Annotated in this window: 22 protein-coding genes, 1 pseudogene and 2 riboswitches; of the genes and pseudogenes, 9 read left to right on the plus strand and 14 right to left on the minus strand. The window is 67.9% G+C overall.

Annotated elements, in window-relative coordinates; translation table 11 throughout:
* The 5 genes and pseudogenes from G341_RS0102755 to gcvP all read left to right on the plus strand — a co-directional run.
* Positions 1–339, plus strand: a pseudogene (locus G341_RS0102755) (transcriptional regulator FtsR); the annotation flags it as partial.
* 28 nt (positions 340–367) lie between these two features.
* Positions 368–871, plus strand: coding sequence for a bifunctional nuclease family protein (locus G341_RS0102760; protein WP_018177578.1), 504 nt, complete (start codon positions 368–370; stop codon positions 869–871).
* A 212-nt stretch (positions 872–1,083) separates the two neighbouring features.
* Positions 1,084–1,674, plus strand: a complete 591-nt coding sequence (locus G341_RS0102765) for a MerR family transcriptional regulator (protein WP_018177579.1) — start codon at positions 1,084–1,086, stop codon at positions 1,672–1,674.
* An 11-nt stretch (positions 1,675–1,685) separates the two neighbouring features.
* Positions 1,686–2,216, plus strand: a complete 531-nt coding sequence (locus tag G341_RS0102770) for a glycine cleavage system transcriptional repressor (RefSeq protein ID WP_018177580.1) — start codon at positions 1,686–1,688, stop codon at positions 2,214–2,216.
* 61 nt (positions 2,217–2,277) lie between these two features.
* Positions 2,278–2,388, plus strand: a riboswitch (glycine riboswitch).
* Positions 2,389–2,487: riboswitch (glycine riboswitch) on the plus strand.
* A gap of 42 nt (positions 2,488–2,529) precedes the next feature.
* Positions 2,530–5,358: an aminomethyl-transferring glycine dehydrogenase gene (gcvP, locus tag G341_RS0102775; RefSeq protein ID WP_018177581.1), complete on the plus strand. Its 2,829-nt coding sequence runs from the start codon at positions 2,530–2,532 to the stop codon at positions 5,356–5,358.
* Here gcvP and G341_RS0102780 read toward each other — a convergent pair.
* From G341_RS0102780 to G341_RS0102795, 4 genes are all read right to left on the minus strand, one after another.
* A complete protein-coding gene (locus tag G341_RS0102780) occupies positions 5,355–6,515 on the minus strand; it encodes a hypothetical protein (RefSeq protein WP_018177582.1) in 1,161 nt (386 codons plus the stop codon). The genes gcvP and G341_RS0102780 overlap by 4 nt on opposite strands.
* On the minus strand, positions 6,515–8,167 hold the full coding sequence (locus G341_RS0102785; protein ID WP_018177583.1) for an FAD-binding dehydrogenase: 1,653 nt from the start codon (positions 8,165–8,167) through the stop codon (positions 6,515–6,517). The genes G341_RS0102780 and G341_RS0102785 overlap by 1 nt, the downstream gene beginning before the upstream one ends.
* An 88-nt stretch (positions 8,168–8,255) precedes the next feature.
* Positions 8,256–10,436, minus strand: a complete 2,181-nt coding sequence (locus tag G341_RS0102790; protein ID WP_018177584.1) for a malate synthase G — start codon at positions 10,434–10,436, stop codon at positions 8,256–8,258.
* Between the two features lie 78 nt (positions 10,437–10,514).
* Positions 10,515–11,462 (minus strand): hypothetical protein, encoded by a 948-nt coding sequence (locus tag G341_RS0102795; RefSeq protein ID WP_018177585.1) that lies wholly within the window; start codon positions 11,460–11,462, stop codon positions 10,515–10,517.
* Between the two features lie 221 nt (positions 11,463–11,683).
* Between G341_RS0102795 and G341_RS20785 the strand changes: the two genes are divergently transcribed.
* Positions 11,684–12,298 carry a DUF8020 domain-containing protein gene (locus tag G341_RS20785; protein WP_018177586.1) on the plus strand — a complete coding sequence of 205 codons (615 nt, stop codon included), beginning with the start codon at positions 11,684–11,686 and terminating at the stop codon, positions 12,296–12,298.
* Between the two features lie 329 nt (positions 12,299–12,627).
* Positions 12,628–13,263 carry a DUF8020 domain-containing protein gene (locus G341_RS0102805; protein WP_026303168.1) on the plus strand — a complete coding sequence of 212 codons (636 nt, stop codon included), beginning with the start codon at positions 12,628–12,630 and terminating at the stop codon, positions 13,261–13,263.
* Between the two features lie 67 nt (positions 13,264–13,330).
* Here the strand turns inward: G341_RS0102805 and G341_RS0102810 are convergent, their stop codons facing one another.
* The 7 genes from G341_RS0102810 to G341_RS0102840 all read right to left on the minus strand — a co-directional run bounded on the left by G341_RS0102810 (position 13,331) and on the right by G341_RS0102840 (position 20,547).
* Entirely contained in the window at positions 13,331–14,437 is a 1,107-nt protein-coding gene (locus tag G341_RS0102810) for a hemolysin family protein (protein ID WP_026303169.1), read from the minus strand.
* Positions 14,430–15,812 (minus strand): hemolysin family protein, encoded by a 1,383-nt coding sequence (locus G341_RS0102815; RefSeq protein ID WP_018177589.1) that lies wholly within the window; start codon positions 15,810–15,812, stop codon positions 14,430–14,432. The genes G341_RS0102810 and G341_RS0102815 overlap by 8 nt, the downstream gene beginning before the upstream one ends.
* Positions 15,813–15,815: 3 nt before the next feature.
* Entirely contained in the window at positions 15,816–17,252 is a 1,437-nt protein-coding gene (gene guaB1, locus G341_RS0102820; protein WP_018177590.1) for a GMP reductase, read from the minus strand.
* A gap of 49 nt (positions 17,253–17,301) precedes the next feature.
* Positions 17,302–18,771 carry an NADP-dependent phosphogluconate dehydrogenase gene (gndA, locus tag G341_RS0102825; protein WP_018177591.1) on the minus strand — a complete coding sequence of 490 codons (1,470 nt, stop codon included), beginning with the start codon at positions 18,769–18,771 and terminating at the stop codon, positions 17,302–17,304.
* A gap of 83 nt (positions 18,772–18,854) precedes the next feature.
* Positions 18,855–19,079, minus strand: a complete 225-nt coding sequence (locus G341_RS0102830) for a hypothetical protein (RefSeq protein ID WP_018177592.1) — start codon at positions 19,077–19,079, stop codon at positions 18,855–18,857.
* Between the two features lie 93 nt (positions 19,080–19,172).
* Positions 19,173–20,126, minus strand: a complete 954-nt coding sequence (locus G341_RS0102835; RefSeq protein ID WP_018177593.1) for a M56 family metallopeptidase — start codon at positions 20,124–20,126, stop codon at positions 19,173–19,175.
* Between the two features lie 22 nt (positions 20,127–20,148).
* Positions 20,149–20,547 carry a BlaI/MecI/CopY family transcriptional regulator gene (locus G341_RS0102840; RefSeq protein WP_026303170.1) on the minus strand — a complete coding sequence of 133 codons (399 nt, stop codon included), beginning with the start codon at positions 20,545–20,547 and terminating at the stop codon, positions 20,149–20,151.
* A 203-nt stretch (positions 20,548–20,750) separates the two neighbouring features.
* Here G341_RS0102840 and G341_RS0102845 point away from each other — a divergent pair, with 203 nt between their 5' ends.
* On the plus strand, positions 20,751–21,203 hold the full coding sequence (locus G341_RS0102845; RefSeq protein ID WP_018177595.1) for a PaaI family thioesterase: 453 nt from the start codon (positions 20,751–20,753) through the stop codon (positions 21,201–21,203).
* Positions 21,204–21,229: 26 nt separating this feature from the next.
* Here G341_RS0102845 and G341_RS0102850 read toward each other — a convergent pair whose 3' ends face one another.
* The gene (locus G341_RS0102850; RefSeq protein WP_018177596.1) at positions 21,230–22,675 is read right to left on the minus strand and encodes an NAD(P)/FAD-dependent oxidoreductase; all 1,446 of its coding nucleotides are present in this window, start codon (positions 22,673–22,675) and stop codon (positions 21,230–21,232) included.
* Positions 22,676–22,773: 98 nt separating this feature from the next.
* Positions 22,774–23,334, minus strand: coding sequence for a CGNR zinc finger domain-containing protein (locus G341_RS0102855; protein ID WP_018177597.1), 561 nt, complete (start codon positions 23,332–23,334; stop codon positions 22,774–22,776).
* Positions 23,335–23,449: 115 nt separating this feature from the next.
* Between G341_RS0102855 and G341_RS20790 the strand changes: the two genes are divergently transcribed.
* Entirely contained in the window at positions 23,450–24,574 is a 1,125-nt protein-coding gene (locus G341_RS20790; protein WP_162140697.1) for an EamA family transporter, read from the plus strand.
* Here G341_RS20790 and G341_RS0102865 read toward each other — a convergent pair.
* The gene (locus G341_RS0102865) at positions 24,571–25,185 is read right to left on the minus strand and encodes a GNAT family N-acetyltransferase (protein ID WP_051092605.1); all 615 of its coding nucleotides are present in this window, start codon (positions 25,183–25,185) and stop codon (positions 24,571–24,573) included. The two genes, G341_RS20790 and G341_RS0102865, sit on opposite strands and share 4 nt — an antisense overlap.
* Between the last annotated feature and the right edge of the window lie 14 nt (positions 25,186–25,199).

Consider the following 25,199-nt stretch of genomic DNA (forward strand, 5'->3'; position numbering starts at 1 on the left):
GAGCGGACCGGCGTCGATTCGGCGTTCATCCTCGAATTGCAGCGCGGCGGCCTGTTGACTCCGGGCCCGGGCGGATACTTCGACGAGGACGCCGCGGCATTGGTCGAAGCCGCTGCGGCACTGGCCGATTACGGTCTGGAGACCCGGCACCTGCGGGCCTTCAAGGTGTCGGCCGACCGCGAGGCCGGCCTGGTTGGGCAGATCGCGAACCCGATCGCCAAGGGCAAGGGGACCGGCCCGCGGGAGCGAGCCGAGGAACTGATTAGGGAGATTGCGGCGCTGTCGGTCACTCTGCATACGCAGTTGGTGAAGGCCGCGGTCCGCGACGTATTGGATTAGAGGCGACTCGCGAGCGAGGGAGACTGCGATGGGCGAGATGCGTGTTGTCGGAATCCGGGTCGAAGCGCCACAGAATCAGCCGGTGCTGCTGCTGCGTGAGCGCGTCGGCGACCGTTACCTGCCGATCTGGATCGGCCAGAGTGAGGCGGCGTCGATCGCCTTGCAGCAGAAGGGGATCGAGCCACCCCGGCCGCTGACCCACGATCTGATCGTGAACCTGATCGCGGCGATGGACCGCCAGCTGATCGAGGTGCGGATCGTCGACATGCAGGAGGGCACCTTCTACGCCGATCTGATCTTTGACGACGACCTGCGCGTGTCGGCGCGGCCGTCGGATGCCGTGGCCATCGCGCTGCGGGCCGAGGTACCGATCGTGGCAGAGGATTCAGTCCTCGACGAGGCGGGGCTCGAGCTGCCGGAGGAGGGCGTCGACGGCGAATCCACCGAGGGTCGCGAAGACGAGGTCGAGAAGTTCAAGGAGTTCCTCGACAACGTGTCGCCCGATGATTTCAAGGGCGGGGAAGGCGACTGAGCTGCGGGTTTGCCGGTGGTTGGTAACGGAACAGCCACCGCCGCGTCACAGTTGACTCTGAACCTCGACTTCAGGGTTAGGCACCCCGCGCGTCGCGTTGATCGCGCGAGCGCCCGGCCGTAACGTCGCATCCAGCACCCGGTGAGTAAGGCGTACGGGATTACTCACAGGCGCGTAATCTTGAGAGCTGGACAGGACGCAAGGAGCGATCAGTGGTAGATCAGCCGAACAATGGTGAGGGTGGCACCCAGGGGACCCTGGAGGATGTCGCCCCCGGGCTGTTCCCGAACGACACCGTTCCCGACGATCTTGTCGGTTACCGCGTGCCGAGCGCCTGCCAGATCGCCGGCATCACCTATCGCCAGCTCGATTACTGGGCCCGCACCGGGCTCGTCGTCCCGTCGATTCGCAGCGCGGCCGGATCGGGCAGCCAGCGGTTGTACTCCTTCAAAGACATCCTGGTCCTCAAGATCGTCAAGCGACTGCTGGACACCGGCATCTCGCTGCAGAACATCCGCGTCGCGGTTGACCATCTCCGCAAGCGCGGCGTCGAGGATCTCGCTCGGATCACCCTCTTCTCCGACGGCACCACGGTGTACGAGTGCACCTCGGCCGAAGAGGTCGTCGACCTGCTGCAGGGCGGTCAGGGCGTCTTCGGCATCGCGGTCAGCGGTGCGATGCGCGAACTCACCGGCACGATCGCCGAGTTCCCGGCCGAGCGTGCCGACGGCGGCGAGAGCGACCCGTCTCCCGAGGATGAGCTCGCGTCGCGTCGGCGCAACAAAGCCCGCAAGACCGGCTAGTACTGCCGTCTATGCGTAGTTTCGTGCTATCGGTGATCGGTGACGATCGCCCGGGCCTGGTCTCCGCGCTCGCCGACGCGATCGCGTCGCACGGCGGCAACTGGGAACGCAGTCAGCTCGCCCGGCTCGCGGGCAAGTTCGCGGGCATCGTGGTGGTCGCCGTGTCGACCGAGGATGCTGATGCCCTGATCGGTGCCGTCACGAGTCTCGACGGACTCCTCGAGGTCGCGGTGCATGACGCCACCGGCGCGGACGATGGCGCCGGCGACGACTGGTCGGCGCTGACGATCGGGGTGCTCGGCAACGATCGTGCCGGGATTATCCAGGAGGTCTCGAAGGTCCTCGGCGCCGCCGGAATCACGATCGACACCATGACCGCCGGCACCCGCGAGGCCCCGATGGCCGGCGGCCTGTTGTTCGAGGCGCAGCTGGACGTGCGGGTACCGCCGGCGACGGACCTGCTGGCGGTGCGGTCCGAGCTCGAAGGACTGGCGTCGGAGCTCTTCGTCGACATCGACATGAGCGCCGCCGGCGACTCGTGATCGAGGTAACGGCCCGACCGTTCAGGTCCGGCAATCCTGGGTGGGTAGACTGACCGTGCGCCGCTGCAGCACGGGAGAGCGTCGCAAGCACTCGAGGTACTGAGCGCCTGCGGCCGCCGAAGGAGCAACACCTCTCCGCCAAACTCTCAGGCACCCGGACCGTGTCGCGTGCCGGCGTCTCTGGAAAGTGATGGGTTCGCCCATCCGCCGATGGTGAAACGTGGCGATAGATCGCCACGGAATCTCTCAGGCCCATGACAGAGGGAGGGGGCCCCGCCCGGGCATGACGTCCGGGCCACACGAAGGTCCCACCATGGCACACAACCCTGACCTCTTTGCAGACCGTCATGTCGGGCCCGACGACACCGACCTGCGGCAGCTGCTGACCGTGATCGGTGTCGACTCCCTCGAGGACCTCGCCGCCAAGGTGGTGCCCGCGGTGATCGCCGATCCGGCCGACGGCAACGGCCTGGAGGCATTGCCCGCCGCGCTCACCGAACCCGAGGCGCTGGCGCAACTCGCCGAGCTCGCGGAGGCGAACACCGTCGCGACGTCGATGATCGGTCTCGGCTACTACGGCACGCACACCCCGGCGGTGTTGCGCCGCAACATTCTTGAGAATCCCGCGTGGTACACGGCGTATACGCCGTACCAGCCGGAGATCAGCCAGGGCCGGCTCGAGGCCCTGCTCAACTTCCAGACGATGGTCGCCGACCTCACGGGCATGGAGATCGCCGGCGCGTCGATGCTCGATGAGGCCACCGCCGCCGCCGAGACCATGACGCTGCTGCGCCGTGCGAGCAAGAGCAAGTCGCCGAAGCTGCTGGTGGACGCCGACCTGTTCCCGCAGACCGCCGCGGTCATCGCGACCCGTGCCGAGCCGTTGGACATCGAGGTCGTAACGATCGATGCCACCGCACCCCTGCCCGAGGGCGACTACTTCGGCCTGATCCTGCAGGTGCCCGGCGCCTCCGGCCGCGTCGTCGACTGCGGTCCGATCATCGAGGCCGCGCACGAGCGGGGCATCCTCGTCGGCGTCGGCCTGGACCTGCTGGCGGCCACGCTGATCACCCCGCCCGGCGAACTCGGCGCCGACGCCTGCTTCGGTACCACCCAGCGATTCGGCGTTCCGATGGGCTTCGGCGGGCCGCACGCCGGGTACCTATCGGTGCACACCAAGCTCGCTCGGCAGCTGCCCGGGCGGCTGGTCGGCGTCTCCAAGGACGATGACGGCAACCTGGCCTACCGGCTGTCGCTGCAGACCCGCGAACAGCACATCCGTCGCGAGAAGGCGACGTCGAATATCTGTACCGCACAGGTCCTGCTCGCGATCATCGCCGCGATGTACGCCAGCTACCACGGCCCCGAGGGGCTGACCGCCATCGCGCGTCGAGTTCATGGACACGCCCGGGCCATCGCCTCGGCGCTCGGGGATGCCCTGGTGCACAACGACTTCTTCGATACCGTGCTGGCGCAGGTGCCCGGTCGGGCGGACGCGGTGGTCGCCGCGGCGAATGAGCGCGGCATCAATCTGTGGCGGGTGGACGCCGATCACGTGTCGATCGCGTGCGACGAGACGACCACCGACGACGATGTCGCGGCAGTCCTGGCGGCCTTCGGCGTCGCCGAAGTCGCACCGGCCGGCCCGGAGCTGTCCGGCCGCACGTCGTCGTTCCTGACGCACCCCGCGTTCCACAACTACCGCACCGAGACCGCGATGCTGCGGTATCTGCGCGAGCTGTCCGACAAGGATATTGCGTTGGACCGCAGCATGATTCCGCTCGGATCGTGCACGATGAAGCTCAATGCTGCCGCCGAGATGGAGCCGATCACCTGGCCCGGGTTCGCGAACCTGCATCCGTTCGCGCCCGCGGAGCAGACCGTCGGCATCCGCAAGCTCATCTCCACGCTCGAAGACATGCTGGTCGCCGTCACCGGCTACGACCGGGTCTCGTTGCAGCCCAACGCCGGATCGCAGGGGGAGTACGCCGGCCTGCTGGCCATCCGCGAATACCACCGCAGCCGCGGCGACGAACAGCGCGACATCTGCCTGATCCCCGCGAGCGCGCATGGCACCAACGCCGCGTCGGCCGTGATGGCCGGGCTGCGGGTGGTCGTCGTCGCGAGCCGCGAGTCGGGCGACGTGGACACCGACGATCTGCGCGCCAAGATCGCCGACCACGCCGACCGGCTCGCCGGCATCATGATCACCTACCCGTCCACGCACGGCGTGTTCGAGGACGAGATCGGCGACATCTGCGCCGCGGTGCACGACGCCGGCGGCCAGGTGTACATCGACGGCGCCAATCTGAATGCGCTTGTCGGACTTGCCCGCCCGGGTCGGTTCGGCGGCGATGTCAGCCATCTGAACCTGCACAAGACCTTCTGCATCCCGCACGGCGGCGGCGGGCCGGGCGTCGGCCCGATCGGCGTTCGCGAGCATCTGGCGCCGTTCGTCCCGGGGCATCCGCTGGTCGACGAACTGTCCAGCACGCTCACCGTGTCGGCCGCGCCCTACGGCTCGGCCTCGATCCTGCCGATCACCTACGCCTACATCGCGATGATGGGTGCCGAGGGGCTGCGCCGCGCGACGCTCACCGCGATCGCGTCGGCGAACTACATCGCCCGCCGGCTCGACGAGTACTTCCCGGTGCTGTACACCGGCGCACAGGGTTTCGTGGCGCACGAGTGCATTCTCGACCTGCGGCAGATCACCAAGGAGACCGGCGTCACCGTCGACGATGTCGCGAAACGACTGGCGGACTATGGATTCCATGCACCGACGATGAGCTTCCCGGTCGCCGGCACGCTCATGGTGGAGCCCACCGAGAGCGAGAATCTCCGCGAGATCGACGCATTCTGCGACGCCATGATCGCGATCCGCGGCGAAATCGACCGGGTCGCGAGCGGGGAGTGGACCGTCGACGACAATCCGTTGCGCGGCGCCCCGCACACGGCCGAATGCCTGGTGGGCGAGTGGGATCACCCCTACTCGCGGGAGATCGCGGTCTACCCGAACGGCCTGCCATCCGGTGGGGCCCGCCCGAAGGTATGGCCGGCGGTCCGGCGGATCGACGGTGCCTACGGCGACCGCAACCTCATTTGCAGCTGCCCGTCGCCGGAGGCCTTCGCCGACGCCTAACGGGCCGCCGTCACCGCGGTGGTGACGGCGTTCTGCGCGTCCTGGTCAGGCTTCTGCAGGACGTCCGGGCTGACGAAGCTGACTGACCCGAGTCCGGTCGGCGCATTGCCGTACACCCGGAAGCCGCCGGCTTCCAGCGCCTTGAGGCGGCCGTCGCTGCTGATGAAGGTCAGGAACTCGTCGGCGCCGCCGGTCTGCGCGCCCGTCAATCCGTTGCCGGCCAGGGCAGCCGCCGGGAAGTCGGCGACCGGAGCCTTGCCGGTGGGGTAGATGAGCGAGATGTTGAGCGTCGGCTGCGCCTTCAGCGTCGCGTAGAACTGCTGCTCCGTCACCGGGACCGCATGCAGGGGTGCCTTCGCGGGCGTCGGCGTGTTGAGCGCCGCGAGCCCCGACAGCGGTCCGCCATCGGTAGTCCGAGGTGCGCCGTCGAGCGAGTCGGCGAGCGCCCGCTTGACCGCTTCGGAGGCGGCGGCCTGGGCCGTGAGCGGATCGGCTTTGCTCACCGCCGACGCGATCGCCTGGGCGGCGAGGAAGGTCGCGTCGGACTGTGGGCCCGTCGGCATGGCCAGCCGCAGCGATCCCCAGTCATCGAGCCCGTGGGACCGCAGACTGTTGTCTTCCTGCTGCAGGGCCGGAATGTCCGACCAGCTGAACTTGCCGTCCAACTTGTCCTTCGCGTCGCCGGCGACCGCCAGCCCGACGGGGGAGGTCACCAGCGACCGCGCCTGACCGCTCACCATCGCCGGGTTGGCCGCGGTGAGCTGGCTGGTCCAGACCGACGATTCGGGAATCCAGAGCGCCGGCATCGGTCCCATGGCAGCCGGATCCCAGCCGTTCTTCAGAGCGTCCAGCACGGCCGCCGGATCCTTGGGGGCCACCTCCACCGTGATGCACTTGTCGCGGACCACGGGGTGGGTGTCGTTGTATTGCTGCGCAAGCGCTTTGAGACCGTCGACCAGGGCCGGATCGGCCGCGACGGCCACCTGTGCGGGCCCCTCAGTGCAGGTCTTGGCGGCCTGATCGGCCTGCTTGTCGGCGCGGTCGCCGAGGGCCGCCCAGAGCACACCGGCGGTGACGACCAGGACGACAACCAGCGCGGACCAGAGCAGCGCGGGACTGATGCCGCGCCGAAGGTCGCGACCGCGATGGCGGCCCATCAGGCCAGATCCCGTGCGAGCGCGCGTCCGGCGGCCCGACCGGAGAAGATACAGCCGCCGAGGAAGGTGCCCTCGAGCGCGTTGTACCCGTGCACGCCGCCGCCGCCGAAGCCGGCGACCTCGCCGGCGGCGTACAGGCCGTCGAATGCGGAGCCGTCGGACTTGATCACCTGGGAATCCAGATTGGCCTCGATACCGCCGAGCGTCTTGCGGGTCAGGATGTTCAGCCGCACGGCGATCATCGGACCGTGCGCGGGGTCGGTCAGCTTATGCGGCGCCGCGATTCGCATCAGCTTGTCGGCGCGGTAGTTGCGGGCACCGTGGATTGCGGTGATCTGCGCGTCCTTGGAGTAGGCGTTGTCGATCTCGCGGTCGCGCGCGCTCACCTGATGTTCGATGTCGCCCAGGGTGAACAGCTGCTCGCCGGACACCCGATGCATGCCGGCGACCAGCTCGTTGAGCGAGTCGGCGACGACGAAGTCCTCGCCGTGCTGCTTGAAGGCCTCGACCGGACCCGGGGCGCCCTTGCGGACCCGCTGCAGGACGAGCTTGTAGTCCTTGCCGGTGACGTCCGGGTTCTGCTCGGACCCGGACAGCGCGAACTCCTTCTCGATGATCGACTGCGTCAGGATCAGCCAGGTGTAGTCGCGGTCCGTTGTCAGGATGTGCCGCAGCGTGGCGACGGTGTCGAAGCCGGGGAAGCACGGCGGCGGCAGCCGATTGCCGTGGGCGTCCAGCCACATCGACGACGGGCCGGGGATGATCCGGATCGCGTGGTCGGGCCAGATCGGATCCCAGTTGATGATGCCCTCGGTGTAGTGCCACATGCGGTCGCGGTTGACGATCGATGCGCCCGCCGACTCGGTAATACCCAGCATCCGGCCGTCCACGTGTGCGGGCACGCCGCAGATCATCCGCTCCGGCACGCGGCCCAGGTATTCGGGCCAGTTCTTGCGCACGAGATCGAGATTGCCGCCGATGCCGCCGCTGGTGACCAGTACTGCCTGGGAGTGAAAAGCGAACTCGCCGTATCGAGTTCGTGGCGACTTCTGGCCGCGCGGCAGGTCGGTGGCGGACAGAATGGTGCCGCGGACACCGTGCGCCACACCGTCGGTGGTGATCAGCTCGTCGACCTGATGGCGAAATGCGAACCGGACCAGGCCGCGCTTCTCGGCCTCGAGGACCGGCTCCAGGAAGACGCGCACCACCTCCGGTCCGGTGCCCCAGGTCATGTGGAAGCGCGGCACCGAGTTGCCGTGTCCGAGAGCGGTGCCGTCGCCGCGCTCGGCCCAGCCGACGAACGGCGTGAGCCGCAGACCCAGATCGTGCAGGTACGAGCGCTTCTCGCCGGCGGCGAACTCCACGTACGCGCGCGCCCACTGCCGCGGCCAGTGGTCCTCGCGCTCCCGGTCGAACTGCGCCGATCCCTGCCAGTCCTGCCAGGCCAGATCGAACGAATCCTTGATGCCCAGTCGCCGCTGCTCGGGGCTGTTCACCAGGAACAACCCGCCGAGTGACCAGAAGGCCTGCGCCCCAAGATTGTTCCGGTTCTCCTGTTCGACGACGAGAACCTTCTTACCGGCCTTGGTGAGCTCGTAGGTGGCGACCAGTCCGGCCAGTCCTGCTCCTACGACGATGACATCGGCGTCCATGGGAAACCAATCTAGCGGGCGCAACAGGCCCCGTGCGCGGGGACCGAAATCTCCTGCTCACGGGGCCTGGATGCGGGGTTGGTCACCGTCAGGCGTTGGCGGCCTTGTACTCCTGGCGGCGGCGGTGCAGGATCGGCTCGGTGTAGCCGCTCGGCTGGGTGGCGCCTTCCAGGATCAGTTCCTTCGCCGCCTGGAAGGCGATGTTGGAATCGAAGTCCGGAGCCATCGGGCGGTAGCCGGCATCACCGGCGTTCTGCCGGTCGACGACCGGGGCCATCCGCTGCAGCGAGGCGACGATGTCGGCCTCGCTGACGATGCCGTGCGCGAGCCAGTTGGCCAGCAGCTGGCTCGAGATACGCAGGGTGGCACGGTCTTCCATCAGCGCGACGTCGTGGATGTCGGGCACCTTGGAGCAGCCGACACCCTGGTCGATCCAGCGCACCACGTAGCCGAGGATCGACTGACAGTTGTTGTCGAGCTCCTCCTGCTTCTCCGCGTCCGACCAATCGGTCTTCGGCGCCAGCGGGATGGTCAGGATGTCCTCGATCTTGGCCGGATCGCGCTTGGCGATCTCGTCCTGCACCTCGAACACGTCGACCTGGTGGTAGTGCAGGGCGTGCAGGGTGGCGGCGGTCGGCGACGGCACCCACGCGGTGGTGGCGCCGGCCTTGGGGTGACCGATCTTCTGCTCGAGCATGTCGTGCATCAGGTCCGGCATCGCCCACATGCCCTTACCGATCTGCGCCTTGTGCTGCAGTCCGGCGTGGAGGCCGGTGTCGACGTTCCAGTCCTCATACGCCTTGATCCAGGTCTGCGACTTCATCTCGCCCTTGCGCACGACCGGCCCGGCCTTCATCGAGGTGTGGATCTCGTCGCCGGTGCGGTCGAGGAAGCCGGTGTTGATGAACACCACGCGCTCGGAGGCGGCATTGATCGCGGCCTTGAGGTTGGCCGTGGTCCGGCGCTCCTCGTCCATGATGCCGACCTTGATCGTGTTCGTCGGCAGGCCGAGCACCTGCTCGACACGGCCGAAGATCTCGGCGGTGAAGGCGACCTCGTCGGGACCGTGCATCTTCGGCTTCACGATGTAGATCGAACCGGTCCGCGAGTTCTGCAGGCCCTCGCTCTGCAGGCCGTGCATGCCGATCAGCGACGTGATGAGGCTGTCCAGGATGCCCTCGGGCACCTCGGCGCCGTCGGCCGTCAGGATGGCCGGGTTGGTCATCAGGTGACCGACGTTGCGAACGAACAGCAGCGACCGACCATGCAGCTCCAGGGTGGAGCCGTCCGGTGCGGTGTAGGTGCGGTTCGGGTTGAGGGTGCGGGTGAAGGTCTTGTCGCCCTTGGTCACCTCTTCGGCGAGATCGCCGCGGTTGAGGCCCAGCCAGTTGCGGTAGCCCAGCACCTTGTCCTCGGCGTCGACCGCGGCGACCGAGTCCTCGAAGTCCATGATCGTGGTGATGGCCGACTCGACGAGCACATCCTTGACGCCGGCCTTGTCGGTGGCGCCGATAGGGGAGTCGGGGTCGATCTGGATCTCGAGATGCAGGCCGTGATGGCGCAGCAGGATCCCGGTGGGCGCCAACGCATCTCCGGTGTATCCGGCGAAGGCGGACGGGTCGGCGAAGGTGGTGGTGTCGGTGTCGTCGCCGAGCACGACGACGACCTTGTCGCCCTTGACGATGTACCGGGTCGCGTCGGCATGCGAGCCGTGTTCCAGCGGCACGGCGGTGTCGAGGAAGTCCTTCGCGAAGGCGATCACCTTGTCGCCGCGAACCTTGTTGTAGGACTTGCCCTTTTCGGCGCCGTCGGTTTCCGGGATGGCGTCGGTGCCGTAGAGCGCGTCATACAGCGAGCCCCAGCGCGCGTTGGCGGCGTTGAGGGCGAATCGCGCGTTGAGGATCGGCACCACCAGCTGCGGGCCGGCGGTGTCGGCGATCTCCGTGTCGACGCCGCCGGTGGTGATCTGGAAGTCGTCCGGGACCGGGACCAGGTAGCCGATATCGGTGAGGAACTGCCGATACGCGGCGAAGTCGATCTTGCCGTCCGTGGCCGGATTGTCCAGGTGCCACTGATCGATCTTTGCCTGCAGGTCGTCGCGGATGCCCAGCAGCTCGCGGTTGCGCGGCGCCAGATCGTTGATCACGCCGGCGGCGCCGCTCCAGAACGCGTCCGCGTCCACCCCGGTGCCGGGGAGGGCCTCGTTGTTCACGAAGTCGTACAGCTCGCGGGCGACCTGCAGCCCGTGGATATCAACGCGGTCGGTCATGGCGTTCCTCTCCTGAAGTTGACGGAAGTGTCCCGGACGAAATTGAACGGACGCCCAGGCGCCGCTACACGCCGAAGCTTACTCGCCGGTAACAATTGCTCTTACACCGCCGGGCGCTTGCTCAGCGGCTGCGATCAGCCGGGCGCAACGATCGGCCAGCGCGGTCCGGACGGCTGCCGCACGCTGGGATAACTCCGATTGCCGGCGTACGTATTCCGCACGCCCCGTGGGGGTCTCCACGGCGATCGGTGCGAAGCCGAGGTGGTGGAGATCATAGGGGCTGGCGCGCATATCGAGCTCGCGCAGCGCGAACGCCAGCTCGAGGGCATCGATCAGGACATCCGAATCGATCAGTGGCGCGAGCTTGTACGCCCACTTGTAGAGGTCCATGCCGGCGTGGACGCAGCCCGGCTGTTCGTCGTCGACCTGGTCGGCGCGGCTCAGGGGCAGCGACTTGTTCAGATCCGCGGACCTCGAGAAATTGAGCGGCTTCGCCGCCGGGGTGAAGAAGCGGAACGCGTCGAAGTGGGTGCAGCGAAGCTCCATCGACTCCACGACGGCGTCGGTACCGGCGCCGCCCAGCCGCAGTCCGACACCGCCATGCCGGATCTGCTCGGCGTCGGCGCGGTAGACCATGGCCCATTCGTGCATGCCGAAGCAGTTGAGGCGGGCGGGCCGGCGCGCGGTTGTGGTCAACAGCCGCTCGACGAAGCGCACGGTGTCGAGGCGGTGGAGCAGATGCTCGGTCGACACGGTCGTGCCGGCCTCGACATCGACATATCCGGACTGTGCCCGGTGCCGGTCGGCGGCCGAGGTCGGGATGACAACGCCGAAGCCGGGATGCCAGCGCCGCAACTGCGCCGGCCGATAGCTGTAGTACGTCGACAGGAAGCTCCACACCGGATGATCGGATCCGTCGGCGAGCCGCCGCGGGTGCCGGGCGAGCAGCCCGTCGACTCGTTCCCGATGCGCGGCCATTGCATCGCGACATTCCTGCGCGCTGACGATGGTGGCGGAGCTGAACATGACGCGGTCGATGATAGTCGCGACAGTGTTGCCCGGCCTGGGCGATATGACGCTATAGCCGCCATTGCCTCGGGATTTTGGCCTATCAAGTTGTTAATTCTGTATTCAACACCACTGTGACCGACGTAACATTTTCGATATTCAGTTGCGATCTTAGTTTTCGACCGGCATGCACAGCCCCCTGCCGGGCAATCGCCCGGGCAGGTGCAGAAAGGTGTCCCATGAAGCGCATCATCAGCGCCGCGACCATTACGGCCAGCGCGGTCGCCGTCGCGGTGAGTCAGGCGACTGTCGCGACAGCGGCACCGGAGCCGATCCACTATCAGGCGAAGACGGTCGGCCACACGGTGATCATGTCGACGGACGCCGGCGACCTCGTCGTGAACGGCGGCCAGTTGCAGATCCGCAATTCCGCCAAGACTGTCGTCAGCTCGATCCCGTTGCAGTACAGCATGAATGGGAGGCTGTTCCCGATCGATGCGCAGGCCGCGGGGCGAACCGTGACACTGACGCCACGGACGGATGCAGCGCAGGCGCGGGTCGCGCCGGGGTACATTCAGGCGGCGAATGCGAGCGGCTACGCCACCAAGCAGCAGCGTGACGACGCGGCGCTCGGGCGGCTGGGTACGCAGGTCGGCGTCCCGCTGGCGATCGGCAGCCTGGTCGGTACCGCGATCGGTGCCGGTGTCGGGTGCCTGCTCGGGCCAGGCGGCTGCCTGGCGGGCCTGGTGCTTGGGGCAAGCGTCGGAGGGATTGTCGGCAGCGTGGGAATCGGCGTTCCGGCGCTCGGGATCGCCTTGGCGAACTACAACAACACGGTCAATGCACCATTCTGAGGGCCGATCGTTCCGTTTGCCCGTCCGGGAATGGGCGAGCAGTACACGCGGATTTCGGAGGGAATAGGCGCCCAGACTTTTTATAGCTAGAATTTCTAACGAACGAGGACCATGTCGGGTAATGGCGCTCTGACCGAGCTTCACTATCCAGCAACCATTCTGCACAGTGTCAATTGACCGTCTGAATCACATTTGCTAAGGTGCCGTGACGCGTATCACGGGTGGGTCTCGCTCAGGTTGCGAGAAAGTGATCGTCAGCCCAACACCCGGTTCGACACGCTTGTTAGACACGTGCCTGACTGCCTCGGCGGGCATGAGAAAGGGTATCCATGAAGCGCACGACCAGTGCCGCAGTGATCGCAGCCAGCGCGGCTGCGGTGGCACTAGGGCAGGTGACCGCGGCCAACGCGGCGCCCGCTCCGATTCACTACCAGGCCCACTTGGACGGCCAGAAGATCGTCATGACCACCGACGCCGGTGACCTGGTGACCGATAACGGCCAGCTGCAGATCCGCGACGCGAACAAGAAGGTCGTCAGCTCGATTCCGCTGAACTTCGTCATCGCCGGCAAGCAGTACCCGATCGATGCCCAGGCCGCCGGCCGCAAGGTCACGCTGATTCCGCGTACCGACGCCGCGAAGCCGCAGCCGGCCCCGCCGGGATGGCTGAACGCCGACCCGAACGGCTACACCACCAAGCAGCAGCGCGACGATGCGGCGCTGAGCCGCATCAGCAGCCAGGTCGGCGTGCCGATCGCCATCGGCAGCCTCCTCGGGACGGCCATCGGCGCTGGCGCCGGTTGCCTTCTCGGCCCCGGCGGGTGCCTGGCAGGTGTCGTGCTCGGTGCCGGTGTCGGCGGCATTGCCGGCACCGTCGGTGTAGGCCTGCCGGCGCTCGGCATCGCGTATGACAACTACAGCAAGACCGTCAATGCGCCGTTCATCAAGACGCAGCACGTCGGCTAAGCGCTGAACGAGCCGAAGCGAGCCCGGGATCCTCACCGATCCCGGGCTCGTTTGTTTCGGCGGCCGTCTACACGCGGTGCGTGCCGTCGGGAAGGGTGCCGATCAGCTCCTCGACCAGATCTTCCAACGCGACGATGCCGATCGTGGTGCCGGCGCTGTCGATGACCGCCCCGAGATGCGAGCTCTCGCGGCGTAGCGCGGTGATCGCATCGTCCAGCGGCAGGTCCGCATCGATGCGGGGCAGCGGATGGATGCGGTCCGCGCCGACGATGCTGTCGGCATGCACGGAGTCGTCGAGGATCTCGTCCAGCACATCCTTGACGTGCAGGTAGCCCAGGAACGGACTCCCCCCGGGCGCCCGCCCGGAGATCCCCCGAACGGGGTATCGCGAGTATCCGGTGCGGGCCACCGCATCCTCGATCGACCCGAGCGTCGGTCCGCGTCGGCCCGTCGCGGAATCCGTGTGGACGGGGACGCTGTGGATGTCGTCGAGGCCGATCGCGACCTCGCGCACCGGGCGGGCCGAGGTGGTGAGCGCCCGGGTCAGCCGTTCATGCTCCTGCGCATCGAGCAGTCCCTCGTCGCGTGATTCGGCGAGCATCACCGCGAGCTCGCCCTCGGTGACCGTCGCTTCGAGCTCGTCCTTCGGGTCGATGCGCAGCGCGCGCAACGAGATATTCGCCGACCAGTTGTAGAAACCGATGAGCGGGCGGGCGAGCCGGATGAACATCAGATGCGCCGGCACGAGCAGCATCGCGGCACGTTCCGGGCCGGCTAACGCGATGTTCTTCGGCACCATCTCGCCGAGCATGATGTGCAGCACGACCACGAGCGCAAGGGCCACCACGAACGCGATCGGGTGCGTGAGGCCGCCCGGGACGTGAGCCCAGTGCAGCGGGCTCTCGATCAGATGCGCGAGCGCCGGCTCGGCGACCCGGCCGAGCAGGATCGAACAGATGGTGATGCCGAGCTGGGCGCCGGCCAGCATCAGCGACAACTGTTCGCCCGCCCGGATGACGGTGCGCGCGCGCCGCTGTCGGCCGCCGCTGCTCTCGTCGACGATGGTTTCCAGTCGGTCCCGGCGCGCCGAGATCAGGGAGAATTCCGCCGCCACGAAGAACGCGTTGCCCGCCAGCAGCAGCACCGCGATGAGAACGCCCACCAGATCATTCATCGTCGGCACCCGCCACGATCGGCATCACTCGGACCGTGTCGACGCGTCGGCCGTCCATCTGCAGCACCGTCGCGCTCCATTCGGGTCCCTGCGGCGAACTCGGCGCGGTCGGGTCGTCGTCCTCGGAATTGTCTTGGCGCTGCGGCAGTTCCACGCGGTCGCCGACGGCCGGGATGCGGCCGAGCGTCGCCATCAGCAGGCCGCCCAGCGTTTCATACTCGCCGTCGGGCCCGCGATATCCGATCTCGGCGTCCAGCTCGTCCATGCGCAGCAGTCCGGAGCAGATGAAACCGTCGCCGTCGGTGGTGATGTCGGCGGTTTCGCCGGTGTCGTGTTCGTCGGTGACGCGGCCGACGATCTCCTCGATCGCATCTTCGGTGGTGACGATGCCGGCGGTGCCGCCGTACTCGTCGATGACCACCGCCACCTGCAGGCCGTTGCTCTTCACCCGGGCCATCACGGCGTCGCCGTCGAGACTGTCGGGGACGACGGTGATCGGGCGGGCGATCGATGCCACGGTCGTGGTGGCCCGGACCTTGGCCGGGACCGTGAACGCCTGCTTCACGTGCACGATGCCGAGGATGTTGTCGAGATCGCCGTCGACCACCGGGAAGCGAGAATGACCGGTTCGCGCGGACGCGCGAATCAGGTCGATCACCGTGTCCGTCCGCTCGAGCGAGTCGATGGTGACGCGGGGGGTCATCAGGTCCTCGGCGGTGAGCTCGCCGAACTGCAGCGAACGTCGCACCAGGGTCGCGATTTCCGCGTCCAGGGCGCCCTGTGCGGCCGAATTGCGAACGAGCGCACCGAGTTCGTGGGCCGACCGCGCGGACCGCAACTCATCGGCCGGCTCGATGCCCATCTTGCGGACCAGCGCGTTGGCGCTGTCGTTGAGGCCGTTGATGACGAACCGGAACACCGTCGAGAACAGCGCCACCGGTCCGGCGGTCGCGCGTGCGGTCGCCATCGGCCGGGAGATGGCCACATTCTTCGGGATCAGCTCGCCGAGCACCATCGACAGCGATGTCGCGAGGACGAGCGCGATGATCAGCGCGATCAGGTCGGCCGTCGACTTGGACGCCCCGAGATCGCGGAGCAGTGGCGTGATCAGTCGGGCGAGGACGGGTTGCGCGATGTAACCGGTGATCAGTGTGGTGATGGTGATGCCGAGCTGGGCGCCGGACAGCTGGAATGACAGCGACCGGTGCGCATGCTGGACCTGCCGCGACCGTCGATCGCCGTAGGTGGTGACGGCATTGTCGACCGTGGACCGCTCCAGGGCGGTCAGCGAGAATTCGGCGGCGACGAAGAGGGCTGTGCCGGCGGTGAGTGCGAGGAAGCCCAGCAGACTCACCGTCGTGAGGACAGCGTTCATCGGCTACCAGCCCGCCGGCAGCGGCCGACCCTCGGCGAAGCCCGCAGCTGACTGGATTCCGAAGCGGGCCCGCTCCGCCAGTTCCGGCAGCGTTCGGGCGCCGACGTAGGTCGCGGTCGAGCGAACGCCGGAGCAGATGTGGTCGATCAGGTCTTCGACGCCGGGGCGGACCGGATCGAGCGCGATCCGCGAACTCGAGATGCCCTCCTCGAACAACGCCTTGCGCGCCCGGTCGAAGGCCGAGTCGGCCGCAGTGCGCGCGGCGACGGCTCGCTTGGACGCCATGCCGAAGCTTTCTTTGTAGGCCCGGCCGTCGCGGTCGAATTTCAGGTCGCCGGGGGACTCGTGCGTGCCGGCGAACCAGGAACCGATCATCACGTTGGCGGCGCCGGCCGCGATCGCGAGGGCGACATCGCGCGGATGGCGGACACCTCCGTCGGCCCACACCGAGGCGCCGAATTCGGCTGCCACCGCGGAGCATTCGGCGACGGCCGACAGCTGTGGTCGGCCGACGCCGGTCATCATCCGCGTGGTGCACATCGCGCCGGGGCCGACACCGACCTTGACGATGTTCGCCCCGGCCTCGATCAGGTCGCGGGCGCCGTCGGCGGTGACCACGTTGCCGGCGACCAGCGGCACGCCCAGGTTCAGCCGGGCGATCGCGGACAACGCGCCGATCGTCTTCTCCTGATGGCCGTGCGCGGTGTCGACCACGAGCAGATCGGCCCCGGCCTCGACCAGTGCGGCGGCCTTGGCGGGCGGGTCGCCGTTGATACCCACCGCAGCCGCGATGCGCAGGCGACCGGCCGCGTCGGTGGCCGGCCTATAGATGCCGGCGCGCAGCGCCCCGGTCCGGGTGAGCACCCCGGCGAGCGAACCGTCGTCGTCGGTGAGCACCGCGAGGTCGGTGTGGCTGTCCTCGAGCAGGTCGAACACCGCGCGAGGATCGGTCCCGACCGGCGCGGTGACCAGATGCGGATCGAGCACGGCGGCGAGCCGGGCGAACCGGTCGACGTCGCGGCAGGCGTCCTCGGTGACCACGCCGACCGGGCGGCCGTCGTCGACGACGACACCCGCTCGGTGAGAACGCTTGGGCAGCAACGCGGTCGCTTCCGAGACCGACTGATCCGGCGTCAGGATCACCGGGGTGTCGGCCACCAGGTGGCGGCTCTTGACGAAGGCGATCGTCTCGGCGGCCGCCGGCAGCGGCAGATCCTGGGGGAGCACCGTGATGCCGCCGCGGCGTGCGACCGTCTCCGCCATCCGGCGGCCTGCCACCGCGGTCATGTTGGCGACGACGATCGGGATCGTGGCGCCGGAACCGTCCGTGGTCGACAGGTCGACATCGAACCGGGAACTGACGTCCGAGCGCGAGGGCACGAGAAAGACGTCGTCGTAGGTCAGATCATTGGCGGGCCGACAGCCATCGATGAAGCGCACTATCGCGATTCTACCTTTGGGGGCGCGATTCTACCTGTTCGGGGGCTTTTTACGACTCGACTTCGGAGCGGTCCTCGCCCCACAGCGTGTGGAACGCGCCCGGCTTGTCGACGCGCCGGTAGGTGTGGGCGCCGAAGAAGTCGCGCAGTCCCTGGGTCAGCGCCGCGGGCAGCCGCTCCGCGCGGATGCCGTCGTAGTAGGCGAGCGACGAGCCGAACGCCGGCGCGGGGATACCCATCGCGGCCGCGGTGCTGACGACGCGGCGCCAGCTGTCGATGCCGTCCTCGACGGCGGCCTTGAAGTACGGGGCCACCAGCAGCGACGGCAGGGCCGGGTTCTCCTGGTAGGCCTCGCGGATGCGGTTCAGGAACTGGGCGCGGATGATGCAGCCGCCACGCCAGATCGTGGCGAGGTCGCCGGGGTGGACATCCCAGCCGTATTCGGCACTACCGGCGGCGATTTGGTCGAAGCCCTGCGCGTACGCGACGACCTTCGACGCGTACAGCGCCGCCTTGATGTCGTTGATGAACGCGGCCTTGTCCGTGGGAGCGGCGCCGAGCGCGCCCGATGCCAGTCCGACGGCGGCGTCACGTGTGGCGCGCGAGCTCGACAGCGCGCGGGCGAACACGGCCTCGGCAATACCGGTGGTGGGGATGCCCAGGTCGAGTGCGGACTTCACGGTCCAGCGGCCGGTGCCCTTCTGGCCGGCCTCGTCGACGATCACGTCGACCAGTGGCTTGCCGGTCTCGGCATCGACCTGTCGCAGTACCTCGGCGGTGATCTCGACGAGGTAGCTCTCCAGGTCGCCGGTGTTCCATTCGGCGAAGACCTCGGCGATCTCGGCGACGGGCATGCCCAGAGCCCCGCGCATCAGGTCGTATGCCTCGCCGATGAGCTGCATGTCGGCGTACTCGATGCCGTTGTGCACCATCTTCACGAAATGGCCGGAGCCGTCCGGTCCGATATGGGTGCAGCACGGCACACCATCGACCTGCGCGGCGATCGATTCGAGCAACGGGCCGAGCGACTTGTACGACTCCGCGGGGCCGCCCGGCATGATCGACGGGCCGTTCAGCGCGCCCTCCTCGCCGCCGGAGATGCCGGCGCCGACGAAGTGCAGTCCGCGATCGGCCAGCGAGCGTTCGCGGCGAATCGTGTCGGTGTACAGCGCGTTGCCGCCGTCGATGATGATGTCGCCGGGCTCCATGGCCGCGGCGAGCTCTTCGATGACGGCGTCGGTCGCGTCGCCGGCCTTGACCATGATCAGCACCCGGCGCGGACGCTGCAGCGCGCCGACGAATTCTTCGATGGTCTCCGTACGGACGAAATCGCCGTCGTCGCCGTGCTTTTCGAGCAGCGCGTCGGTCTTGGCGATGCTGCGGTTGTGCAGTGCGACGGTGTGGCCGTGGCGGGCCAGGTTGCGCGCGATGTTGGAGCCCATCACGGCCAGGCCGGTCACACCGATCTGGGCGCGGGCGGCTGAGTCGGACTGGGCGGTGGTCGAAGCAGCGTCGGTCATGCAGTCAGCCTATTGGGTGCCGAAATGCGGCGTGCGCGCAGCCAACAGGACTGCGCGCACGCGGCGAACTCAGCGGGGTCCGGCTAGCCGGTCTTGCCCTCCAATGCGGCCAGCACCCCGGCGACCGCGAAGTACTTGTTGGTGCCGAGTTCCCGAACCGTCTTGATGTTCAGGGCCTCCTTGAGGGCTTCGTCATGCTTCGGGGTGAGGCCCGCCAGCGCCGACGGCGGCGCGTCGAGGACGTCCTTGAGGTCCTTGTCCTCGTAGTCCTTGTCGAGCGCCTTGGACAGATTCACCGATACGGCCATTGCGATTCCCTTCTGCGAATGTGTTGCCAGGCGCGATGCTGCCACGAATCATCCGTGGGGGAACGGGTTTGGCACAGACGGCACAAAAAGTCGCTAGCGCGGCGCGGTGACGAGATGGCTGATCTCCCACAGCCAGGGGATCGCGACCGCGAGTGTCGGGACGATCAGAATCGCGGCCGCCGTCAGGTAGGCGAGGGATGCGACGGCGGTCGCTGAGCGCGTATCGGAGAGCCGGCTGACCCGAACGAGCGTGGTCGGTCCGCCGACGGCCAGCGCGCCGCGCGGGGCCACCGAGTCGGCGCAGGCGACCAGGGCCCGGCCGAGCGGCCGATGGCCGACGGCTCGCACCGCGCGATCATCGGCGAGGATCTCGACGAGCAGTTGCACCGCGGCCAACGCGGACCTGCTGCGGACGAAACGCGGGAAGGCCGCGTGGACGGCGATGAAGGCCTCGAGCACAAGGTCGTGTCGGGCACGCAGATGGGCGCGCTCGTGGGTGATCACGGCGTCCAGCTCGTCGCGGGTGAGCCGCGACACGGTTCCCTCGCTGAGCACGACGCGCTGCCGTAGGCCCGGCAGGCAGTAGGCGAGTGGTTCGTCGACATCCAGCATCCGAACATCGCGGGCGTACAGCGGATTCGATCGATCGGTGCGATCGAGGCGGTCGAGCAGGTCGATCAGTTGACGATGCGCCGAGCGGCGGGCGCGGGTGCGGACGCCGACGCGGATCGTGGTGAAGATGAGCCGGGCGCCGATCACGAGCGTCAGCAGGAAGACCGCCACGTAGATGGTCCACAGCACCGGCCCGAGCGACTGGAATTCGTCGAGTGGATTGGTCGTCGGATGTCCGTTCGCATCGGGGACCAGGAGGTTCGCCGCGATCGCGAGTCCGCAGCTGAACGCCGACAGCACCGCCGCGAGGGCAATCGCCTGCCAGAGCGCCATCGCCGCCCGCGGGGCCCGCAACGGCCACTGCGCCCGTGCCAGCAACGCCGGGGCGGGCCCGACGAGGAGCAGAGCCAGGATGCCGAAGGCCAGTGCGGTCATGATGGAGACAGTTTCCTACAGATCAGGTCGGTTCGGGACCCGGATGCGCAGCTTCGAGCTCGGCGAGCGCCTTGCGGAGGGCATCGGCCTCGCTGGCACCGACGCGCCCAACGAACGACACCAACGCCGCCTCGCGCGAGCCGGACTGATCCGCTTCGCTCAGCGCGTCCATCATCAACCGGGCGACCAGGTCTTCCCGCGGATGCGTCGGCGAATACTGATGTGCGCGATCGTGCCGGATCTGCGTGACCAGGTTCTTCTTCGCCAGACGCTGCAGAACGGTCATCACCGTGGTGTACGCGAGATCGCGGGACTCGGACAACGCCTCGTGCACCTGACGCACCGTCTGCGGTTCGTTGCTGGACCACAGGTGGTCCATGACCGCCCGTTCCAGTTCACCCAACCCGTTCATTCTTCTCAGTTTACGTCCCGTTTCGCCCGAACCGCGGGGTCGTCGGGTGGCGGCGTGCTGCGACATGGTTGACATGAAGGTAAGGCTAGCCTATCTTCAGTCATGCAGATGGAGCGCGAGTCCTGTGGGCTGCAGAGACCCCCGATTCTGCTGCGGCGGGTCTCGTATCATCACGATGCGAGACCCGCCGAGTACTTTCAGGAGGCCCTTCCGTGTCCGACAACCTCACCGGTCTGCCCGCCGATCCGACTCGCGCGCAGCTGGATTCGATGATCACCGGATTCGACGCGGTGATCGGGCTGCGCTACGAATCGGTCACGCCGGACGGCGTCGTCGCCGAGTGGGAGATCGCCGACAAGCATCATCAGCCGTACGGCATCACCCACGGCGGCGTCTATTGCAGCGTCATCGAATCCGTCGCGAGCGTGTCCGGAGCGGTCTGGTTGGGCGCCCAGGGAAGCGCCGCGGGTGTCGTCGGTGTGAACAACAACACTGATTTTCTGCGCGCGGTGCGCGCCGGAAAGCTCACGGCACGCTCGACCCCGGTGCATCGCGGTCGTCGCCAGCAGCTCTGGCAGGTCGACATCACCGGTCCGGACGGCAAACTTGTCGCTCAGGGCCGGGTCCGGCTGCAGAACGTCGAGCCGGACACGCTGCCGCAGTAGCGCGGGGCGGCGTCGCCCGCGGCGGCCTACTCGGCTTCCGCTTCGTTCAACAGTCGAAGCTTCTCGGCCGTCGTTCCGCGGAGGAACTTGAGCTTCTCGGCCTCGAGCTCGCGGAGATGCTCGATCTCGTTGCGGGCCGTGAGCTGCTGCTCGGTGACCGTCAGCTGCTGCCGACCCGGCGTGGTGAACGCGAAGAACCAGCTGATCACGGTCGCCAGCCGGCTCCGGAACCCGACGATGTAGATCAGGTGCAGCACCAGCCAGCCGAGCCAGGCGAACACGCCGGCGAACTCGATCCGCTTCTTGGTGCCGGGGATCGGAATCGACGCCACTGCACTGAATTTCGACACCGTGGCCATCGAGCCCTTGTCGAAGTACTTGAAGGGCTTGCGCTGCTCGGGCTGCTGGCCGTTCAGTCCGGCCTTGATCGCGTCGGCCGCGTATCGGCCGCCCTGGATCGCGCCCTGCGCCATCCCGGGCACGTCGTCGACCGCCATCATGTCGCCGACGACGAACACGTTCGGGTGGCCCGGCAGTGACAGGTCGGGATTGACCTTGACCCGGCCGGCGCGGTCGAGTTCGACGCCGCATTGCGCCGACAGCTGCTCCCCGAGGGGACTCGCGGAGACGCCGGCCGACCACACTTTGCAGACCGCGTCGATGCGGCGGGTACTGCCGTCCTTCTCCTTGACGACCAGGCCGTCGCCGTCGACGTCGACAACCATTGCGCCGAGCTGGATTTCGACTCCCATGCGTTCGAGGCGCTGGGCCGCCTTGCGGCCCAGCTTCTCGCCCATCGGGGGCAGCACGGCCGGCGCGGCGTCCAGCAAGATCACCCGCGCCTGCGTGGGGTCGATGTTGCGGAAGGTGCCCTTGAGGGTCTTGTCGCTCATCTCGGCGATCTGTCCCGCCAGCTCGACCCCGGTCGGGCCGGCGCCGATCACCACGAACGTCAGGTAGCGGGCGCGTTCGGCCGGATCCGTCGACAGCTCCGCCTGCTCGAACGCGGTCAGGATCCGCCCGCGCAGCTCGAGAGCGTCGTCGACCGTCTTCATGCCGGGCGCGAACTCGGCGAACTGGTCGTTGCCGAAGTACGACTGATCCGCACCGGCCGCGATGATGAGGCTGTCGTACGGCGTCTCGGTGATCTGCTTGAACAACCGCGACCGGATGACCTGGTTCTCCAGATCGATCTGCTCGACGTCGCCGAGCAGCACCTGGGCGTTGCGCTGGCGGCGCAGAACCTGCCGGGTGGGCGGGGCGATCTCGCCCTCGGACACGATGCCGGTGGCGACCTGGTACAGCATCGGCTGGAAGAGATGGTGGCTCGTGCGGGCGATCAGGGTGACGTCGACATCGGCGCGCTTGAGGCGCTGGGTGCCGAACAGTCCGCCGAATCCGGATCCGATGACGACGACGCGGTGGCGATCGTCCTGTTTGGCTGCGGTGGTTGCGACTTCCGTCGAGCTCATCGCGTCTCCTGCTCCATGGTGGGGGCTGTGGGGCTGTTCGGGTTAACCGTAGTCAATCGTGTCCGATCAAATGCGGTGAAGGTACCCAAATGCCGCCGTCAGTCCTCGGAGTCGTCGGTCTCGTCCGCCTGCCGCTGCCGGTAGGCCGCGACGTTCGCGCGATTGCCGCAGTTGCGCTCGACGCAGAACTTTCGTGATCGGTTGCGCGACAGGTCAACTATGACCAACGTGCAGTCGTCGCCGGCGCAATGTCCGAGGCGGTCGAACTGGTCGGCGCGGATGAGATCGGCCATGGCCATCGCGGCCTCGGCGGCAAGACGATCGGCGAGCGGGTCGTTCACATCGGTCACGTGCACATGCCAGTCGAGGCCATCGTGTCGCGACAGATACGGCAGCGCATGGGTCTCGCGCAGCATCGCGTTCACCGCCTCGGCCGCCTCGTCGCGGTCCATCTCCCAGAAGAGCGCGATTCGGTCGCGCAGATCCTGCACGGCACCCAGCTCCGCCCGGGTGCGATCGCGCCGTCCGGTGAACTCGTGGGTGTCGAGGAAGTCGCCCAATTCGGCGACGGTGGAGATCGTGTCCTCATCGGTGCGCGCCGAGTTCACCAGCGCCGCGGCCGCCGCCAGGGCGGTGGTTGTGTCATAGGCAAAAAGCAATTTGACTCCTGACGCCGGATGCCCTTTACTGTCACGAGTATAAGTGCTTTTGGGTCGTGACATGTCTGGTCGGAGCGCCAGGCGAGTCGCGGCCCCTTTTCTCTGGGGTGGGTTCGTGCGGTTCGGTATGGGTGTGGCGGTGCTGTCGGCGGCAACGTTCGGTACGTCGGGGCCGCTGGCCCGGCTGTTGATCGATGCCGGCTGGTCGTCGGTGGGGGTGGCGCTGGTGCGGCTCGCGCTCGCCGCGCTCACCCTCGTGATCCCGATGGCGATCGTCGGGCGGCGTCGGCTCGCCACGCTGCGGCACGCGCCGCTGACCGTGATCGCCTACGGCGTCTTCGGCGTGATGATGGCGCAGCTGTGCTTCTTCAACGCCGTTCGCTATCTCGACGTCGCGGTGGCGCTGCTCATCGAATACGCGGCACCGCTGCTGGTGATCGGGTACGAGTGGCTGGTCCGCGGGCGCCGGCCCGGGTCGCTGACACTCGTCGGCGCCGCCGTGGCGGTCGCCGGGCTGCTGATCGTCATCGGCGGCAACGGGGTCGGCGCCATCGATCCGGTCGGCATCGCCTGGGCCTGCGCCGCCGCGGTCGGCCTCGCCGGGTATTTCCTTCTCGCCGACGACAATCCGGACTCGGAGCGGCCTGCGGTCGATCCGTTGGCGCTGGCGACCGGGGGTCTGCTCGTGGGTTCGGTGATCGTCGGCGTCATCGCGACGACCGGCCTGCTGCCGATCGAGGCGAACACCCGCGACGTCACCGTGCACGCGGTGGCGCTGCCCTGGTGGAGCGCGGTGATCGCGATCGCCCTGTTGTCGACCGTGGTCTCGTACGTCACCGGTATCGCCGCGGTGCGGACGCTCGGCGTCACCGTCGCCTCGTTCGTCGCGCTGCTGGAGGTCGTCTCCTCGGGTCTTGTGTCCTGGGGGCTGCTGGGACAGCTGCTGTCGGCCTATCAGATCATCGGCGGCGCAGTGCTTCTGGGCGGCGTGATCGTGGTGCGGTGGGCCGCCGACCGGTCGCTTCCGGATTCGGTGGCCGTCGCGGAGCCGCACGGCCCGGTGGAGCCGGAGCTGCTGGTGCTGCCGCCGCAGACGGACGCCGACCAGTCGGGTGTCGAGCAATCCGATGTCGAGCAGTTCGACCTCGCTTTGCCCGAGGTCATCGAACTGGCCGACACGGGGGAACCGGTCGTCGACGGCCCGGAGGAGACCGTCGGCCAGCAGCTGCTGCCGGCCTAGCCGGCGAGGCGGGCGTCGGGCGAGTTCGAGGGGACGTTCCGCGAAGCGAAGGCCTGTGGGAAATTCATTGTGGCCCAGTCGGATGCGAGCAGATCGTATTCGACGTCGCCGCGTTCGGAACCGGGGATCGTCTCATCAGGGCACTGGTGCACCGAGATCAGCCGCATGCCGCATTTCTCCATCACCCGACGCGAGCCGGTGTGCACGGCCATCGTGCCGGCGAAGATCCGCGACACCCGGAAGTTGCTGAACGCGTGGTCGATGAGGTGTTGCGCACCCTCGGTGGCGTACCCGCGACCCCACGCGCCGCGATGCAGGCGGTACGACAGTTCCAGTTCCCTCGATGACGAGTGGCGCGGCGCCCGCAGGCTGAACCAACCGGTGAAGTAGCCGGTCTCGCGCTCGCTGGCCAACCACAGCCCGCCGCCCGTCTCCGTGGCCGATTCGGTGAGGGCCCGCGGGATGACCCAGTCGGCGATGTCGGCGAACGGGGTGGCGATGCCGCCCGTGATGTAGTGCATGACGGCCGGATCGGCGTCGAGGCGGGCGAGGAGCGGGGCATCGGTGGGCGTGACCGGACGAAGCAGCAGTCGCCGAGTTTCGATGACCACGTTCACCCCTGCCC

This window comes from Jongsikchunia kroppenstedtii DSM 45133 (assembly GCF_000380485.1).
Lineage (GTDB): Bacteria > Actinomycetota > Actinomycetes > Mycobacteriales > Mycobacteriaceae > Jongsikchunia > Jongsikchunia kroppenstedtii.

Coding starts and splice junctions, on each gene's coding strand:
- G341_RS0102815 (WP_018177589.1), bottom strand. CDS start 15,812: ATGAACGCTGTCCTCACGACGGTGAGTCTGCTGGGCTTCCTCGCACTC.
- G341_RS0102810 (WP_026303169.1), bottom strand. CDS start 14,437: ATGAATGATCTGGTGGGCGTTCTCATCGCGGTGCTGCTGCTGGCGGGC.
- G341_RS0102795 (WP_018177585.1), bottom strand. CDS start 11,462: ATGTTCAGCTCCGCCACCATCGTCAGCGCGCAGGAATGTCGCGATGCA.
- G341_RS0102850 (WP_018177596.1), bottom strand. CDS start 22,675: ATGAGCTCGACGGAAGTCGCAACCACCGCAGCCAAACAGGACGATCGC.
- G341_RS0102790 (WP_018177584.1), bottom strand. CDS start 10,436: ATGACCGACCGCGTTGATATCCACGGGCTGCAGGTCGCCCGCGAGCTG.
- G341_RS0102805 (WP_026303168.1), top strand. CDS start 12,628: ATGAAGCGCACGACCAGTGCCGCAGTGATCGCAGCCAGCGCGGCTGCG.
- G341_RS0102780 (WP_018177582.1), bottom strand. CDS start 6,515: ATGGGCCGCCATCGCGGTCGCGACCTTCGGCGCGGCATCAGTCCCGCG.
- G341_RS0102770 (WP_018177580.1), top strand. CDS start 1,686: ATGCGTAGTTTCGTGCTATCGGTGATCGGTGACGATCGCCCGGGCCTG.
- G341_RS0102760 (WP_018177578.1), top strand. CDS start 368: ATGGGCGAGATGCGTGTTGTCGGAATCCGGGTCGAAGCGCCACAGAAT.
- gcvP (WP_018177581.1), top strand. CDS start 2,530: ATGGCACACAACCCTGACCTCTTTGCAGACCGTCATGTCGGGCCCGAC.
- G341_RS0102785 (WP_018177583.1), bottom strand. CDS start 8,167: ATGGACGCCGATGTCATCGTCGTAGGAGCAGGACTGGCCGGACTGGTC.
- G341_RS20785 (WP_018177586.1), top strand. CDS start 11,684: ATGAAGCGCATCATCAGCGCCGCGACCATTACGGCCAGCGCGGTCGCC.
- G341_RS0102835 (WP_018177593.1), bottom strand. CDS start 20,126: ATGACCGCACTGGCCTTCGGCATCCTGGCTCTGCTCCTCGTCGGGCCC.
- gndA (WP_018177591.1), bottom strand. CDS start 18,771: ATGACCGACGCTGCTTCGACCACCGCCCAGTCCGACTCAGCCGCCCGC.
- G341_RS0102830 (WP_018177592.1), bottom strand. CDS start 19,079: ATGGCCGTATCGGTGAATCTGTCCAAGGCGCTCGACAAGGACTACGAG.